The sequence below is a fragment of the Nocardia sp. JCM 34519.1 genome (assembly GCF_020361265.1).
Classification (GTDB): Bacteria; Actinomycetota; Actinomycetes; order Mycobacteriales; family Mycobacteriaceae; genus Nocardia; species Nocardia arthritidis_A.
In genome coordinates this window covers 22,584-35,624 of the sequence record NZ_JAIRBR010000032.1, presented here as the reverse complement: position 1 = coordinate 35,624, position 13,041 = coordinate 22,584, and the positions used below count along the sequence as shown (strand labels likewise).

14 protein-coding genes are annotated in these 13,041 nt (G+C 65.7%); 10 read left to right on the top strand and 4 right to left on the bottom strand.

Features of this window, described 5'->3' with window-relative positions; translation table 11 throughout:
* The first annotated feature begins 151 nt into the window (after window positions 1-151).
* Window positions 152-877: a helix-turn-helix transcriptional regulator gene (locus LGY53_RS41200; protein WP_225732108.1), complete on the top strand. Its 726-nt coding sequence runs from the start codon at window positions 152-154 to the stop codon at window positions 875-877.
* A gap of 25 nt (window positions 878-902) precedes the next feature.
* Here LGY53_RS41200 and LGY53_RS41195 read toward each other — a convergent pair whose 3' ends face one another.
* Entirely contained in the window at window positions 903-1,577 is a 675-nt protein-coding gene (locus tag LGY53_RS41195) for a class I SAM-dependent methyltransferase (RefSeq protein ID WP_225732107.1), read from the bottom strand.
* 359 nt (window positions 1,578-1,936) lie between these two features.
* On the opposite strand from LGY53_RS41195, the gene LGY53_RS41190 reads away from it, so the two are divergent.
* The 4 genes from LGY53_RS41190 (at window position 1,937) to LGY53_RS41175 (ending at window position 5,441) form a co-directional block, all read left to right on the top strand.
* Window positions 1,937-3,247, top strand: coding sequence for a glycoside hydrolase family 15 protein (locus LGY53_RS41190; protein WP_225732106.1), 1,311 nt, complete (start codon window positions 1,937-1,939; stop codon window positions 3,245-3,247).
* 151 nt (window positions 3,248-3,398) lie between these two features.
* Window positions 3,399-4,724 carry an amidase domain-containing protein gene (locus LGY53_RS41185; protein ID WP_225732105.1) on the top strand — a complete coding sequence of 442 codons (1,326 nt, stop codon included), beginning with the start codon at window positions 3,399-3,401 and terminating at the stop codon, window positions 4,722-4,724.
* Window positions 4,721-5,095 carry a hypothetical protein gene (locus LGY53_RS41180; protein ID WP_225732104.1) on the top strand — a complete coding sequence of 125 codons (375 nt, stop codon included), beginning with the start codon at window positions 4,721-4,723 and terminating at the stop codon, window positions 5,093-5,095. Before LGY53_RS41185 ends, LGY53_RS41180 begins: the two co-directional genes overlap by 4 nt.
* A 1-nt stretch (window position 5,096) precedes the next feature.
* On the top strand, window positions 5,097-5,441 hold the full coding sequence (locus LGY53_RS41175) for a hypothetical protein (protein WP_225732103.1): 345 nt from the start codon (window positions 5,097-5,099) through the stop codon (window positions 5,439-5,441).
* On the opposite strand, the gene LGY53_RS41170 is transcribed toward LGY53_RS41175, so the two are convergent.
* The gene (locus LGY53_RS41170; protein ID WP_225732102.1) at window positions 5,395-6,261 is read right to left on the bottom strand and encodes a class I SAM-dependent methyltransferase; all 867 of its coding nucleotides are present in this window, start codon (window positions 6,259-6,261) and stop codon (window positions 5,395-5,397) included. The two genes, LGY53_RS41175 and LGY53_RS41170, sit on opposite strands and share 47 nt — an antisense overlap.
* Window positions 6,262-6,426: 165 nt before the next feature.
* Here LGY53_RS41170 and LGY53_RS41165 point away from each other — a divergent pair, with 165 nt between their 5' ends.
* Entirely contained in the window at window positions 6,427-7,014 is a 588-nt protein-coding gene (locus LGY53_RS41165) for a TetR/AcrR family transcriptional regulator (protein WP_225732101.1), read from the top strand.
* Between the two features lie 63 nt (window positions 7,015-7,077).
* Here LGY53_RS41165 and LGY53_RS41160 read toward each other — a convergent pair whose 3' ends face one another.
* The gene (locus LGY53_RS41160) at window positions 7,078-7,545 is read right to left on the bottom strand and encodes a MarR family winged helix-turn-helix transcriptional regulator (RefSeq protein WP_225732100.1); all 468 of its coding nucleotides are present in this window, start codon (window positions 7,543-7,545) and stop codon (window positions 7,078-7,080) included.
* Between the two features lie 106 nt (window positions 7,546-7,651).
* On the opposite strand from LGY53_RS41160, the gene LGY53_RS41155 reads away from it, so the two are divergent.
* Window positions 7,652-8,458 (top strand): alpha/beta fold hydrolase, encoded by an 807-nt coding sequence (locus LGY53_RS41155; RefSeq protein WP_225732099.1) that lies wholly within the window; start codon window positions 7,652-7,654, stop codon window positions 8,456-8,458.
* Between the two features lie 11 nt (window positions 8,459-8,469).
* Window positions 8,470-9,228, top strand: a complete 759-nt coding sequence (locus tag LGY53_RS41150; RefSeq protein ID WP_225732098.1) for an MBL fold metallo-hydrolase — start codon at window positions 8,470-8,472, stop codon at window positions 9,226-9,228.
* A gap of 81 nt (window positions 9,229-9,309) precedes the next feature.
* Here the strand turns inward: LGY53_RS41150 and LGY53_RS41145 are convergent, their stop codons facing one another.
* On the bottom strand, window positions 9,310-10,332 hold the full coding sequence (locus tag LGY53_RS41145; RefSeq protein ID WP_225732097.1) for an Lrp/AsnC family transcriptional regulator: 1,023 nt from the start codon (window positions 10,330-10,332) through the stop codon (window positions 9,310-9,312).
* Window positions 10,333-10,456: 124 nt separating this feature from the next.
* Between LGY53_RS41145 and LGY53_RS41140 the strand changes: the two genes are divergently transcribed.
* Together LGY53_RS41140 and LGY53_RS41135 are read left to right on the top strand one after the other, a co-directional pair.
* A complete protein-coding gene (locus LGY53_RS41140; RefSeq protein WP_225732096.1) occupies window positions 10,457-11,788 on the top strand; it encodes an MFS transporter in 1,332 nt (443 codons plus the stop codon).
* The gene (locus LGY53_RS41135) at window positions 11,775-12,974 is read left to right on the top strand and encodes a M20 family metallopeptidase (protein WP_225732095.1); all 1,200 of its coding nucleotides are present in this window, start codon (window positions 11,775-11,777) and stop codon (window positions 12,972-12,974) included. Before LGY53_RS41140 ends, LGY53_RS41135 begins: the two co-directional genes overlap by 14 nt.
* Window positions 12,975-13,041: the final 67 nt, after the last annotated feature.

The window sequence follows — 13,041 nt, the reverse complement described above, 5'->3', positions numbered from 1 at the left end:
CAGTTTCAAACCGACGGCAGCGACCATGTTGCGTTGCCCGAGCGCTAAGCGCTATTTCTCAGTTATTTTGCGGCCGAACGGCTGTGGGAGAACTCGCCTCCGCAGCCGCCAACTCAGGCATCCCTGGATTGTTATGAGTTTGGGAGAGTTCGTGTCCGACCATATCGCTGACAGCATCAAATATATGTGGGACAACTGTGGGCAACAGGTCTCACTGAATGACCTCGCCGATGTTGCCAGATACAGCAAGTTTTACTTCGTCAGACGATTTCACGCCGAAACCAGCTGGTCGCCGGCCCGGTTTCTCGCGGCGATCCGTCTGGCGCGAAGCAAGAAGTTATTGGCGACCACGTCGATGAACGTCTCCGATATCTCCTGCGCCGTCGGATACCTGAGTTACGGGACATTCACGTCGCGGTTCACCGAAGCGGTCGGACTGAGTCCCTCGCAGTATCGTCGCTACGTCCGAGGTGAGCGGGTTCCGCTGAGATGGTCCGAGCAGCTTGCCGACTGCCGCAGGGAGTCCGGCACCACGCTGTTGTGCGGAAAAATATCCGATCCGGGCGGAGCCATAGTGGGCCGCGGGTACATGAGTATATTCTCCGCGGCAAACCCGCTGACGTCGGCCGCCGCATTACTTATCGTCGCAAACCAGGGGGCGTTCAGCCTGGGCTGCTTGCCGCCCGGGAAATGGGTTGCTCGAGCAATTGCCATCTCGACCGTCCGTGACGACGGAAAACGTAGGGCAACCCGGGAGGCTCGTATGGGAATCTGCGAGTTCCCACTTCGGGAAAACGATCGACTCGAGATCAGCATCAGATTGAGTGAACTGACGATTCGGACCGCGCCCTTCTTGCCGGCACTTCCGCAGCTTTGAGTACCGGACTGCCACCGAGGTGATCTCAGCAAGATCGTGGACCAGCTGACCGTTCGGCCGGATGTTGTCGCGCAACCGGACGGCCGGTGCACGGCTGAAATCGCGCCAGATAGGCGACGGTCGGCCCGCTCCGTGCGGCGAGGTGCAGCCCGCAGGAGTCGGCCATGGTGTGCAACCGCCCGAAAGGGATCCAGTGCGGATCGAAGAATTCGCCCACCACCAAGCGCCCGGCTGGGTTGAGCACCCGCACGGCCTCCCGCAGGACCCGTTCCGGTTCGGGGACCTCGCCGAGCGCCGTTATCAGATACATGGCGTCGAAGGTGTTGTCCGGAAACGGCAGGTCCCGCGCATCACCCTGGGTGCCAACGATATTCGTGATGGACCGGGCCTCGGCGCGGCGCCTGACATGTTCGAGCATGGCCGGCTGGATGTCGAGAACATCCAGTTGTCCGTCCGCCCCGAGCTGTGGGGCGACATGTAGGGACTGCAACCCGGTGCCCGGCCCGATCTCGAGAATGCGCTCGCCGGCGCGTGGCCGCAGCACGGCGTCCAGTCGTGCGGCGGTCAGCAGCGGCAGCGGGATGTCCAACATCCAACGCTGACCGTACGGGAACGGTGCCCGGTCGCCGAACCACAGTACGGCCGCGGCCGCACCGGCGCCCAGCGCCAAGCCTGCGGCGGAGACGGTCGGACATCTCATGGTCGTGTGCTCCCTGCTCGTGTAATTCGAAGGTGTTCAACGGATTTCATGTCCAGGCGGTCGGCTTTCCCACGCCGGTCATTCAGGGCGCGGCCATGCCGTGTCGGCAAAATAGGCTGGGCAGCAGCGGTTTCTGTCGATTTCTGCGCATGGATGTCTGCTCTCGGTGTCGATTTCGCTGGTGTGTAACCAGTTTCGAAGCGAGAGCCCGCGCGGTCGGTAGTGCGACCATGCGTCTTCACGGTGGTACTGGCAACACCGCGCATGGGCATGTCCGTGTGCCGGCCCACCGTTTCGTCGACCCCTTACAAGGTCAGGCTGTTCTTCGGTTGTAGCCTTGTCGGGGAAGGGAATTCCGGATGGACACGTTGGACTACGGCCTCGTCCGACCGTCGCTGGCGCAGTCGGACCTGACGCGGATCGCGTCGTACCTGTTCTGGTTGATGTTCCGCAACATCGCCTCGGACGGGTTCGTATTCGAGGATCCGGTCAATGCCGGGATCCTCTCGCGGCCGGGGTGCGTGATCGCCTCGCCGTCGTGGGAGAACAGTGCGACGCGGGTGTCGCAGGACTACGTCTACAACTGGACCCGGGACGCCGCCGTCGTCGCCATGGAACTCGCGGTAGGGCCGATGGCCACCGATCAGCCGCTCATCGACTACGTGAATTTCGCACGGCTGTGCCAGAATTCGGGCGGCGCCTTCGACCGGGCCTGCTACCTCGTCGACGGCACCCCGCGGAACTGGACCGACCAGGCGGACGGACCGGCGCTGCAGACGCTGGCGATCCTGGCCATGTACGGCGCGCTCGACGCGGGGACCCAGGCGACGGCGCGCGCCGTCGTCACGGCGAACCTGAACTTCCTGCGCGACTCGTATCAGGGCGAGACCTACAACCTGTGGGAAGAGGTATACGGCGCTTCCTTTTTCGCGCGCTCGGTGCACCTGCGGTGTTTACGCGCGATGAGAACCGACCCATTGGGCATCGGCGTACCGGACTGGGTGGCGACCGCCATCGGCTGGCTGGAGAATTCGCTGCAGGGCCATTGGACCGGCTCGTACTACCAGTCGATGCTGCCCGCGCCGAACAACTTTCGGGCACCATACGATCCGAATATCGACATCGTGATGGCGGCGGTCTACGGCGGGGTAGCGGTGGCCGACACCAGGTTGCTCGCGACCGCCGCACTGCTGCGCGCACAGTGGGCCGACCCGGCGTCGAAGTACTTCTACCCGATCAACGGCGACGACCGCGGGCGAGGCATCGGCCCACTGCTCGGCCGATATCCGGGTGACGTGTACGACGGCGATACCGACGCACAGGTGGGGGACCATCCGTGGGCGCTGTGCACGGCCAACTTCGCCGAATTGCACTATCGGCTCGCCGCGCACATCGATGCCACGAAAACGATTCCGCTGGACGAGAACTCCGCCGGATTCTTCGACCGACTCGACATCGGCGCGTCCACCACACCCGACGCGGCGGTTTCGGCACTGCGCACCGCGGGCGATCGGATGCTCGACGCCCTCGTCTTCCACAGCGATCATCTCGAACTCAGCGAACAGTTCGACGCCACCTCCGGATATCAGAAGAGCGTCCGGAACCTGTCATGGAGTTACGCCGCATTCCTCTCGGCGGTACGGGCCCGCGAATACGGAATGCCCGGCTGACGCCCCTCACCTGCCGACCGGTCGGCAATCACGTTGCACCACAGTCATTTCGAAGACAGGCCCCGTGACCTCGAAACAAGGGGCGTGACAGAGTATGTGGTATCGCGGATGATTCGGGGTTGACTGACCGCTGTCGGGGGGATCGAACGTGGTGACATTTTCGCAGCTTCGCAATGCCAAACCCGGGTCGTGGATCGCCGCGGCCGATGACATGTTGGCGGCCGCGAAACAGTGTGAGCGCATCAAGGACGACATTCACGACAACGGCGTGAAACCGTTGGACGAGCATTGGCGTAGCAATCTGGGAACGGCCGCGAAAGATACGCTGATTCGCATCGCCGATCAGTCCGAGGTCGCATCGATTCTGGCCAGGGCCACCGTCGATCCGCTCGATACGCTCGGCCGCGCGGTCGAGATCGCGCAGCGCGAACTCGAGGACGGTGTGCGGATCGCGCTGAACGCCGGATTGAACGTCGACGAATCCACCGGCACCATTTCCGTTCCGTCCTGGGTGCACCACGATGAGCCCGAGGAGCAGATGCGGGTCGGCCGGGCTTTGCGGGATGCCCAGCAGATGATCAAGGACGCGTTGGAAGCCGCCGATCAGGCGGATCGGCTGTGCGCCCAATCCATCGACGACGCTTCGAAGTTGGATCCGTCGACGACGACCGATCAGAACCTCGACGATATGATCGGCAAGGCGCAGCAGATTCAGGCCGACGACGCGAAACGGGCGCTGGAGGAAATCCGCGACACCATTCCCGACGGGCTGCCGCCGAATCTGGTCGAACAGTGGTGGAACAGCCTGACCCCGCAGGAGCAGAGCGAACTGAAGCTCGCCACTCCGATCGAGCTGTACGACCTGCCCGGAATTCCCGACAGCGTCAAGAAGGAAATCGATCGTCCCGAAAACGGATACAGCACGATCGGCGCGTTGAAGTACGCTCGCGAGCACGCCAACGACACCTCGATCGACTGGGAAAACAGCAACAATTGCACCAATTTCGCATCTATGGTGCTGGCCTACGGGGGTGGAATGCGCCAGAAGGAGGATTTCTGGCCGCCGCGGCACTGGGATCGCGATGGGTGGAGCGACGGGACGAACGGTCACCGCGATATCCTGTCGCCCGGCTGGAGCCACACGCCGTCGTGGGGCTCGGCCGAATTGAATCGGAAGTTCTTCCTGGATCACGGCGGTCAGGTCGTCGCATCGTCCGACCATCGGGCGGGCCTGGCCGGTGCGCAGCCGGGAGATCTCATGTACTACACCATGACCGAGGACAAGGACGAAAGGCTGCACGCGGGACAAACCCATCACACGGTGGTCGTCACATCCGTGCTGCCCGACGGAAATGTCTTGTACACACAGCATTCCGGTTGTGCCGAGAATTATCCGTTCGACGGTCGCCTGCCAGAATTCGAGGAGGGCGACGGTCGGCAGAAGGTGGAGGTCGTGCGACCGAAGGTCACCTGGTGAACAGACGCCGGTGGCTGCTGCCGCTCGTCGCACTGCCGATCGCGACGGTCACCATGTTGGTGATCCGCATCGGGATGGTGCGGGATCGCGCCGGCGATTGGTCGGGCGAGCAATGCGTTGTCGGGCCTTATGATCCAGCCGAGCGGACCTACCTCTACGTCGTCACCGTACTCATGGTGCTCACCGCCGCGCTGGCAATCTATCTGCTGCTGAAGGTCCGTGATCGTGCGGTGCGTATCACGGCTGCCGTGGTTGTCGCGGCGACGGTGATCGGGGCGCTCTACCTCGTAACGGTGTGGGGCGGTATGGAATACAACAACCGGCCCGTTCCGGAGCTGCCGTGCCCGGACCGGTGGGAGAGGGGAAACTGAGATGTCCGACGAGATCTACATCGCGCCCGATCAGGTGAAATCCTCAGGGGACCTGTTGGATTCGATGGCGGCGGCGGCCCGCACCGAGACCGACAAATGGTTCGATACTCAGGCCGTGGCGGCATCGGATAACGACGGTTTCAGCGCGGGGCCGAAACTGGTTGCCTACGCGACGAATCTGCACAAGCTGGTGAACGGATTCATCGACGATCTCGCCACCAATGCGAAGGGGATCATCGACGCCGCCAACGCGCTGCAGATGGTCGGCCACGACAATGTGATCGGCCTCGACCGGGAGCTCACGGTGCTGAACGGCCTTCGGCAGGAACCGAATCCGGGCCGGTAGGCGGTCGGCGGTAAACGATCAATTTCGGCTCGGGCGGGAGGCTGAAGCGTCGGCCTTGCGAAAGTCGGCTGATATCGGTGCGCAGTGCGGGGTCGGCGGCTTTGCCGAGCGCTTCGAACGCCGAATCACTGTAGCAGCGCAACATGGTGATCGTCGCGTCGTGCATGATCGGCCAGGTCGCCGCGGGCCCCTTGGTGACGGCGAGAAATGCGGCGAACGGCAGCGTCACGAACGGTTGCAACAGAAACGCCGGTGTCGACATGCGCGGCAGATCGACTACCGCGAAAATCCGGCTCACCCTGGTAGCTTCGCGAATGGCCAGGCACGCGGCGGCCGGGGGCAGATGATGAAATGCCTGCGCGAACACCACGATATCGAAGCTGCCGTCGGCGGCGTCGATGGCGGTAGCATCGGCCACCTTCGCGTGCGCTCGGGGTTCCCCGCCGAGCGCGGCGGTGATCCGGTGTACCGAAGTCGGGTCGAGATCGGTGGCGGTCACCTCGGCCTTGGGGTGGGCCGCCAGGATTGCCGCCGACAGTTTTCCGTGCCCGGCGCCCAGCTCCAGGATCCTCGGCTCCGCGATATCGGCCGTCAAATCGAGCACCGCCTTGGCGATCCGCTCATTCAGCCCGGCACGCTCACCGATGTCCTCCAGAGCGTCGATCACTCGTTGTTTGACCCGGTCGGGGACGTCATATCGGTCGGTGTATTCGAGCCGATCGGTCTGTAGCAAGCGATTCAGCCAACCAGCGTCCGGCCCGCCCCGGGGCATTCCTCCGATGGTCTCGAAGGTGGGACTGACAACTGGGGCCTTCGACATCGCAATTCCTCGGGATGGATACAGGCAGGGCCTGCGCGCTGAAAAACGGTACCGTTCCACTGAAGCCCACCCCCTGGAGAAACGCAACCGTTTCTTTTGGGGTCGCCGAGCATCCGAATGGCGGCCCGGTAGTGTGGAACGGTGCCGTACTAGCGGAGGAGGGTCGTGCCGGAAACGAAAGCACGCATCCGCAGGCCTCGGATGACGCCGGCGCGTGAACATGAACTCCTCACCGCCGCAGCGGATTTGCTGCGGGAGGTCGGCTACGAGGCGCTATCGATGGAAGGTGTCGCGGCGCGGGCGCGATGCAGCAAGGTCACCTTGTACCGGCTGTGGTCGAGCAAGCCGCGACTCGTCGCCGCGGCGATCCGTGAACTCGGATCCGCCGATTTGAGCGAGATCGACACGGGCTCATTGCGTGGCGATCTGATCGCCGGTGCCGAGGCAGTCCTGTCGGGGCAGTCGTTCAGCACGGTCGCCGCCGTTCACAACGCGGCTCGCACCAACGCCGAACTCGATGATGTGTTACGCGCCGAATTATTGGACCCGGGCGCCGAATTCGTGAACCGGTTCGTCGAACGCGCCGTGCGGCGCGGCGAACTCGACCATCACCCCGCAGCCGCTGCCTACCTGCCGCACCTGCTGTTCAGCTTCTTCGGTACGACAAGGTTCTTCGCAACCTATCCGCTCACCCTCGACGACTTCGTCCGCTACATCGACAGTGTCGTCATGCCCGCGCTGCTCAACTCCTGACCCGGGCGCTATCCGACACCATCGCCGAGCGCTCGACAGCCACCATCAGACCGGCGAAACACCTTACGGCCGCCGCGTTTTCCGGTCTGCCCTCGGCGAGCCGATCTCGTCCTGGAACGGATCGGAAGCGAGAGCTTTGTCCAGAAGGGCGCCGAGCTGATCCAGTTCGGTTTGCGACAGGCCGTGGAATGACCGCTCGGTGATCGAGTCCATGATCGCCTGGCCCTCGGCGCGCAGTTGTTCGCCCTGTTCGGTGAGCCGGTGGCGGACGGCGCGGCCGGGGCCTGGGATTCGTTCGATCAACCCGCGATCGGCCATGCGGGTGGCCAACGAGCCGAAGGATTGGTCGGTTTGGAAGGTCAGGAGGGCCAGGTCGTGCAGTGAGGCGTCCGGGTTGCGCTGCAGGTGGCGAAGCGTGTCCCACTGGACGAGGGACAGTCCCAGCGGTGCCAGGGCGCGATTGAGCGCGCGGTGGTGGCGGTACTGCAGCCGTTTGACGGACAGGCCCACCTCTGCTGGTCGATAGCTCATGACGCCGATCCTAGCGGCTCGAGAGAAGGTTGTTTATATAAGGAACCTGATATAAGCTTCCTGATATCAGGTTCCTTACGTAGTCGATAGTTCGAAGGATCAGGCAATGAGCACCACCGTTCCAGCCGGCAGCCTGCGGCCCACTCGCACCGAAATCCACACCCTCACAACCGATCCGGTCGGTCACGTCGAAATCACCGTCGCCGACCACGACCGCACCCGGCCCTTCCTGCTGCTGCACGGCGGCGGGGGAGTGTCCACCATGACCGGGTTCGCCGATCTGCTGGCCGAGCGCACCCACTCCCGTGTACTGGTGCCGACCCACCCCGGTTTCGCGGGCACGCCGAAGGCGGACGGGCTCACCGACGTCCGCGCGCTCGCGAAAGCGTATGTGGCACTGCTCGATCGGCTCGGCCTCAGCGATGTGACCGTGCTCGGCAACTCCTTCGGCGGCTGGCTGGCCGCCGAGATCGCCCTGCAGGCCAGTCCGCGGGTCAGCGGCGCGGTCCTCGTAGACGCCATCGGCATCGAGGTCGATGGCCACCCGATGACCGATGTGCGCGGCAAGACCATCGACGAGATCCGCGCACTCTCCTGGCACGACCCGCACAAGGCCCCGATCGCGCCCGAGGGCGGCACCGGCCCGAGCCCGGACGTGCTGGCGTTGATCGGCTACACCGGCCCGGCCATGACCGATCCGACCCTGGCCGCCCGCCTGGCCGCCATCGACGTGCCGGTCCACGTGATCTGGGGCGAAAGCGACCGCATCGCCGACCCGGACTACGGAAAGGCCTATGCCGCAGCGATTCCCGGCGCGGCATTCACCCTGCTGCCCCACACCGGCCACCTGCCCCAGGTCGAGACGCCGGAGGAACTGCTCGGCGCCATCCTCGACCTCGACCTGCCCAAGTAAGGACCGCGACCATGACCACTGCCGACCTCACCGTGACCCGCATCGGGCACGCCTGCCAGCTGATCGAATTCGGCGGGCTGCGGGTCCTGACCGACCCGTGGTTCACCGAGACCGCCACCTACCACCAGGGTGAACCGGTCACCGCGACCGTCGCCGAGCTGGGCCGCATCGACGCCGTCGTGATCAGCCACGAGCACTACGATCACTGCGATCTGGACGCCCTGGTCGCGGGCGGTTTCGACCTCGACATCCCATTGATCGGCCCCGCCACCGTGACGGCCATCGCGGCCCGCAAGGGCTTTCGGGAACTGCGGACCATCGAGGCCTGGGAGTCCACGACCGTCGGCGAGCTGACGGTGACGGCCACACCCGGCGAGCACGGTGTCCACGAGGTCACCTTCGTGCTCCGATCCGGCGGGCGCACAGTCTTTTTCGGCGGTGACTCGCTGCGGGTGCCCGAACTCGACACGCTCCCTTCCCGTTTCGGGAAGATCGACCTGGCGATCCTGCCGACCAACGGCCTGTGCGTGCGTCCGATGAACATGCGCCAGGTCGTCATGGACGCCAAGGAAGCCGCGGCCCTGACCGCCGTGCTGCGCCCGACCCTGGCGATCCCGCACCACTACGCCTTCCACAGCGGCCGTCTCGGCGACCGGATGATCACCAAGGGCGACCGCGACCCCCGCCACTACGCCGACGCGGTCGCCCGCCTCGCCCCCGATGTCGAAGTCCGCATGGTCCTGCCCGGAACGCCGGTGCGGGTCGCATGACCGCCACCCGTCGCCATACCCGAGATCCCGACGACGTTCCGGACGGCGAGCGGCCCATGGTCGCGCTCCGCAATGCACAACCTAATGCGGCCAGATGTCGAGTGGGACGAAATCCGTTGCGCGGCCTCGATCGTCGAGTAGCCGACCGAGGCGTTTGACGTGCCGGAGCGCGAGCGCGACATCGACCACTTCCACGTCGCTGACCTGCTCGGCGAGTGCGGCTTGGAGCCGGTGGATATCGCCCGCGGATCGCAGCCACACCGCGATCATCAGGTTCGCTCGGCCACCGGTCACCGAGGCGCAAAGGCGAGTCTCGGGCAGTGTCGCCAGCTGCCCGGCCACCGTGTCGAGGCGGTTCGGCGCGACTCGGCACCACAGGGTCGCGCTGATCGGCCATCCCGACATCGGTTGTGCCACTTCGCATCGCAGGGTGATGTGCTGAGCGGCGAGCAGGGAACTCACGCGGCGGCGCGCGGTGGAGACGCTGACCCCGCTGTCGGCGGCCAGTTCGGCGAAGCTGGCGCGCCCGTTGCGCTCGAGTGCGGTCAGCAGCGCCGCGTCTCGTGGGCCGATGGGTTGGCGCGGGGCCGGTTGGGGGTCGGGTCGTGAGGCGCGAATCCGGTTGCCGAGCAAGGGATCGAGCGCCCGCAACTCCCAGCGGCTGCCCTCGGCGTGGAGCGCGGTCATCACATGCGTCCGGCAGTCCCGCACGCCCCGGATCCGGCCCAGCGAAGTAAGCACATAGGTCGACAGTTCGGCGAGGCCGGGGGCGAACACCGTCAACAAGAGATCGCTGTCGCCGGTGATGTGCTCGATGGTCCCGACTCGCCGGTCGTGACACAGCCGATCGGCGACGGCACCGGCTTTGCCTGCGGCGCAACGCACTTCGATACACGCACCGATCACCGTCCCGAGCGAGAGCTGGGCGCGGTAGACGCTGATCCAGGCCAGCCCGGCGGCGGTGAGCCGATCCCAGCGCCGCGCCACCGTCACGGGGTCGACTCCGAGCACCTCACCGATCAGGTTCCAGGGCGCGCGCGGATTGAGCTGTAGCGCGTTGATCAATTGCAGCTCCAGCTCATCGAAAGCGACCGAATCGTGCATATCTGCGCCTTTATTGCTCGATAGCTGCGAATTTCGAGTGAACTTCGAACGGCACTATAGCGTTCCCGGCACCCATCGTTCACCACCGAGCCCGCCGCCCGGTGCAGGGGAGAGGAACCAAGTTATGACAGCCGCGACCTCGTTCGGTCGATCCCCGGCACCACCCGGCTCGACGGTTTCCGGAAGTCGGCGCGAACTCGCCGCCGCGACCGTCGGCGCGGTGGTCGAATCCTTCGACTGGAGCGTGTATGTGGTGTTCGCCGCGTTCTTCGCCCCCGACCTGTTCGGATCCGATTCGGTCGGTTCGATGCTGGCCGTCTACGGTGGCTTCGCCGTCGGATTCGTGGCAAGGCCCGTCGGCAGCATCGTATTCGGCCGCATCAGCGACCGTCGCGGGCGCAAAGTGGCCTTGCTGGTGAGCATGTCGATCATCGCGATCGCCAGCTTCGCCATCGCGGTCATGCCGGGCACGGCGACGATCGGGGCCTGGTCGGCGGTCCTGGTGATCGCGTTGCGGATCGTGCAGGGCCTCGCCTACGGCGGGGAGGGGCCGACCGTCGCGGCCTACGTCGCCGAGACCGCGCCGCCGCGGCGGCGTTTCCTGTTCAGCGCTATCTCCTACGGCGGCATAATGTTCGGCTCGCTACTGGTATTCGGGTTCGTCGCGATCCTGACCGCGTGGGTCGGCGCCGACGCGTTGCGCGACGGCGGCTGGCGGGTGGCCTTCGCCGCGGGCGGACTGCTCGGCCTGCTCGCGGTGTGGGTACGGACATTCGCGCCCGAAAGCGCGGAGTTCGAACGCGGCGGCCGGGCCGCGTCACGGCGACGCTCGTCGATCGCGTCGATATTCCGTAACCATCCGCATGCGGTGATCGCCCTGTTCCTCAACACGCTGGGCGGCACCGTCTCCTACTATTTCGCGCTCGTCTACCTCCCCAAGTACGCTGCGGCGCTCGGCGTCGCCAAGGCGGCCACCGCCACGGGGTTCATGACGATCGTGCTCGCCATCGTGCTCGCCGGAATGCTGGTCGCCGGTGCGCTCGCCGACCGCTTCGGCCTGTTGCGCGTCATCCGAATCGGCAACGGCCTCAACATGATCGGCGTACTGCCGCTGACCGTCGCAATGGCGAGCGGGCTGGTTCCGTTCCAGATCGCGGCGATCGGGCTGGGACTGGGCGCGGCCACCTCCATGGCGGTGAGCAACGTGGTGGGAGCCCTGCTGATGCCCGTCGAGATCCGCGCCGTCGGCACCGGCATCGTCACGGCCACCACCATCGCCGCGTTCGGTGGCACCTTCCCGATGGTCGCCGAGGCGTTCACCGGCGCGGGTCTGACCCGGGCCGTCCCGTACTACGTGCTCGCGGCCGCGATCGCGGGCTTCGCCGGCACGTTCACCATGACCAAAGTCCGCTGTTTCACCGATACGATGAGGGAGACCGTCCATGTCCGTCCGTGACGATGCCGCAGCGATCCAGGGAGATCTCGTCCAACTGCGCCGCGCCCTGCATCGCGAGCCCGAGCTCGGGCTGCAGCTGCCGAGAACACAGGAGAAGGTCCTCGCCGCGATCGATGGCCTCGGTCTGGAAATACATCTGGGACAATCGCTTTCGTCGGTGACCGCGGTGCTGCGCGGTGCCCGGCCCGGGCCGGCCGTGCTGTTGCGCGGCGATATGGATGCGCTGCCGGTGACCGAGCGGACCGGCCTGGATTTCGCCGCCCCCGCGGATCGGATGCACGCCTGCGGCCACGACCTGCACACCGCGATGCTCGCCGGGGCGGCGCGGCTGCTCAGCGCGCATACCGACCGGCTCGACGGCGACATCGTCTTCATGTTCCAACCCGGCGAGGAGGGCTACGACGGCGCCCGCCACATGGTCGCCGAGGGCGTGCTCGACGCCGCCGGATCCCGCCCGGTCGCCGCATACGCACTGCATGTGATGAGCTCGCAGATCCCCACCGGGGTTTTCACTACGCGCCGCGGCCCGCTGCTGTCCGCCTCGGATACGGTGCGGGTGACCATTCGGGGCGCCGGTGGTCACGGCTCCATGCCGCATCGGGCGCTCGACCCGATTCCGGCCGCATGCGAGATGGTGCTGGCACTGCAGACGATGGTGACCCGCGGCTTCGACATCCATGACCCGGTGGTGATCACGGTGGGGTCACTGCACGCGGGCACCCAGCACAATGTCATCCCCGATGAGGCGTATTTCGAGGCGACCGTGCGGTCCTACTCGGCCGAGGCACACGCCAGAGTCAAGGATGGTTTCGTCCGCACCGTGCGCGGGCTGGCGGACGCGCACGGCCTCGACGTCGATATCGACTACATCGAGCTGTACCCGGTGACGGTCAACGATCATCGTGAAGCCGAATTCGCCGCCGACGCGGTCACCGACCTGTTCGGCGCGGAACGCTTTGCGTGGCAGGACAATCCGGCCGCCGGATCCGAGGACTTCAGCCGGATCCTCGGCGAGATTCCCGGCGCCATGGTCTGCCTCGGCGCACCACCGGAGGGCGCCGATCCGGCGACGGCCCCGGTCAATCACTCGCCGCGTGTTCAGTTCGACGAATCGGTACTCGCCGACGGCGCGGCCCTGTATGCCGACCTCGCCATCCGTCGCCTCGCGGCACCGAGAGCCGCGTAGCGGATCGGTTGCCTCTGGCCTGGGAGAGCAGTTCGTGGCAGCGAGATCCGGCGCGGACCACCTACGC